The following is a 2,849-nucleotide window of genomic DNA, read 5'->3' as shown; positions in this document are numbered from 1 at the left end:
CGGCGATGACGGTCGCCGTCCGCAGCAGCTCGTCGGGGTCCTCCGACACCTCTGCCATCCCCTGCACCTGAACGAACGCGTACGGAGGCCGTTCCAGGTCCACGCTGAGCGCCACGCGGGGGTCGCGCAGGATCGACCGGCCCTTGGCCGAGGTCCTGCCGGTGTTGAGGACGATCTCGTCACCCTCGACGGTGAACCAGACCGGCGCGACCAGGGGGCGGCCGTCCGAGGCGGTGTAGGCCAGTTTCCCCGTACGGGTGCCTTCGAGGAGGAACGAACGGACGCGGGGATCGGTCAGGGAAGCCATGCGGTCACGCTAGCGCGGGGCTCCGCTCCCCTCCAGCTCGACACGTCCGGTCCCGGCGGCACAGTCGGTCCCGGGCACCTGGGGCCGCCTACCGGGAGACCGCCGGGACGCCGGTCCGCGTCCGTGCGTCCTCCCGGGTCGGTCCGGAGAACACCGCCTCGACCGGCACTCCCAGCGCCTCGCCGATCGCGTCCGCGGGCTCGTCCGGCATGGCGCCCAGCACCGGGCGGGCCGCCACGAGCGCGGTGGTGACGCGTTCCTGCCGGTCCAGGTCGGGCACCGCCCCGGGGGTGATCCGCAGCGGCGCGGCGTCGGCGCCCGTGTACCCCGTGCACCAGCGCGGCGCCGCCCCGGTTTCGGCCCGCATCCGGTCGGGCGCGTCGGCGTGGGTGACCACCAGTGTGTCGACGCCTCCCGTGGCCTCCAACGCGTACCGGTGCGCGACCAGGTCGAGGTGGCCGACCCGGAACGCGCCCTGCCAGGGACGGGTCCCGTTGTGCCGTTCGGGGAGCGCGACCCCGAGCGCCGGGTCCTCGGTGACCAGCGGCCCCGCGCCGTGCCGTGTGGTGTAGGTCCGCACCACCCCGATCCGCCGCGCCTCGCCCTCCCGCCCGGCCTCGGCCAACAGCGTGAGCGGGTTGGCGGTCGTGGTGGTCGACCACGTGGTGTGCGGGTGGAACCCGTGCCACTCGTCCAACAGCACCCCTTGGGCGCCCTCGAACACCACGGGGGAGGCGTCCAGCAGTGCGGGCAGGTACCGCTCGTCCACCAACCGCACCCGGTCGGCGAACGCCCGGTAGGTCAGCAGGCACTCCTCGACGTCGGGGGAGCCCTCTCCCCGACCCGCGTGCTCCGCCAGGTACTCCGCGAGTCGGAGCAGCTTCCTCCGCAACCGGCCCGGGTGCGCGCAGTCGCCGACGGTCGGGGCGTCCCCGGGGCGGGTGAGCGCGTAGGCCATGGTCTCGCCCACCCCCATGCCGCAGGACCCGTGCCGGTCCGCGCCGCGCGCCCTCTCCCGCGCCCGGTTGACCGCCTGGTGCCAGGGCGTGCTGATCAGCGCCCGGCGGTCCACCGTCACCAAAGCGAACGGGTCGGGCACTCCCAGTGACGCCAGGTGTCGCGCCTCGGCGGCGAGTGCGAACGGGTCCACGACCGCGAACCGCGACAGGTGCGTGGGCACCGGGCCGCTCGGGGCGAGCGTGCCCGAACCGAACTGCGCGAACGTGTGGTGCCGCCCGTCAGGTGTGACCACGTTGTGCGCGGCCTGGGCGCCTCCGTTGGCGCGTACGACGGCGCCGAAGCGCCGCCGCGCGCACAGCAGGTCGACGGTCACGCCCTTGCCCGCGTCGCCGAAGCCCAGGTCGACGACGACCGCGTGTTCCTCGGCCCGCCGGTCGGGACGCCCGCTCACAGGCGGTCCACCCCGCCCCCGGAGGATCCGCCGGTGAGTCCGTCCGGCGCCTCGGACACCACGACCGAACCGCGCGCCTCCGACAGCGGGCGCAGGGCCTTACCGACCACGTCACCGGTGCCGGAGCCCGCCTCAGCGAGGTCCTCCAGCCCCTCCTGGAGGTCGATGGCCTCCTCGCCCAGGCCGACGGTGACCGCGATGGTCTCCGACACCGCGTCCAGATCGTCCAAGTAGATGACGTTCTGTCCGAGATGGGTGTCCCAGAAGCCGCGCACCCTGTCGTCGTGGAAGTAGTGGCTGCCCGTCGGCATGATGTAGAAGACCTCGAACTTGCGGCGCAGCTCGGCGAGGATCACCGGGAACGGGATGTTCTCCCCGAGTTCGTCGCCGATGACCTCGCGGACCTCGCGGGACTTGACCGCCCCGTAGGCCATCTCGTCGCCGATGAGGAACAGGTAGCCGCGCCGCCCCCGCTTGTCCAGGCAGTCCATCGCGGTGTGCCGGGCCATGAAGTACATGGCCAGCTCATAGGACTCGGTGGCCTGGCCGCCGCCCCCGCCCTCCAGCAGGATGTTGCCCAGGTCGTCCTCCAGTTCGTTGCCGGACTCGAACTGGCCGACCTGGAGCGGAGCGCGATCGCAGGTGGCGTCCCCGATCGCGCCGAACATGATCTGCGGGTCCGCCACGTATCCCTTGCGCAGCAGCAGGCCGAACAGGTCGGGCAGCTTCGTCTGGAGGACCCGGGGAACCCTGCCCATGGACCCCGTGACGTCGAACAGTACGGAGATGGCGAGCGAGTCGGGGTGGGCGTCCGAGTCACGGCTCTCGCGAACGGTCACGCCCCTGGGGTCGAGCGAGTCGTGGACCTTCCAGGTGTGGCGCGGCCTGGACGAGGCCACGTGGTCGGTGTAGCCGAAGCTGCTGGAGCCGACGGAGGCGTTGTAGGCCTGTCGGGCGTGGTAGGCGTCGGTGGACCAGCTACTGCTTCCCATGGGGACTCCTTCGTCTCGTTACCGGTGGTCGGTGGGGCCGGCGTGGGGGTCAGGACGCCTCGGGCACGTGGAAGGGGCGGAACCGTCGCGGACCGAACTCCCGTTCCAACGCCTCGTCGAGTTCGTCCAGTAGGGCGAG

The 2,849-nt window shown here is 72.4% G+C and carries 3 protein-coding genes; all 3 read right to left on the bottom strand.

All coding sequences use genetic code 11. The annotated features are described in order from the left end of the window. On the bottom strand, positions 1 to 307 hold a 307-nt coding region (locus D471_RS0120220; RefSeq protein WP_017600301.1), incomplete at its 3' end, for a PPOX class F420-dependent oxidoreductase. A gap of 88 nt (positions 308 to 395) precedes the next feature. Then, positions 396 to 1,718 carry an adenylosuccinate synthetase gene (locus D471_RS0120215; RefSeq protein WP_017600300.1) on the bottom strand — a complete coding sequence of 441 codons (1,323 nt, stop codon included), beginning with the start codon at positions 1,716 to 1,718 and terminating at the stop codon, positions 396 to 398. Beyond that, a complete protein-coding gene (locus D471_RS0120210) occupies positions 1,715 to 2,710 on the bottom strand; it encodes a hypothetical protein (RefSeq protein WP_017600299.1) in 996 nt (331 codons plus the stop codon). The genes D471_RS0120215 and D471_RS0120210 overlap by 4 nt, the downstream gene beginning before the upstream one ends. Positions 2,711 to 2,849: the final 139 nt, after the last annotated feature.

Origin of the sequence: Nocardiopsis lucentensis DSM 44048 (assembly GCF_000341125.1) — a bacterium.
GTDB classification, from domain to species: Bacteria; Actinomycetota; Actinomycetes; order Streptosporangiales; family Streptosporangiaceae; genus Nocardiopsis; species Nocardiopsis lucentensis.
This window is presented reverse-complemented; position numbering and strand designations above follow the sequence as displayed.

Bases quoted from the DNA above. Each gene is read 5' to 3' on its own strand.
- D471_RS0120210 (WP_017600299.1), bottom strand. From the start codon at position 2,710: ATGGGAAGCAGTAGCTGGTCCACCGACGCCTACCACGCCCGACAGGCC.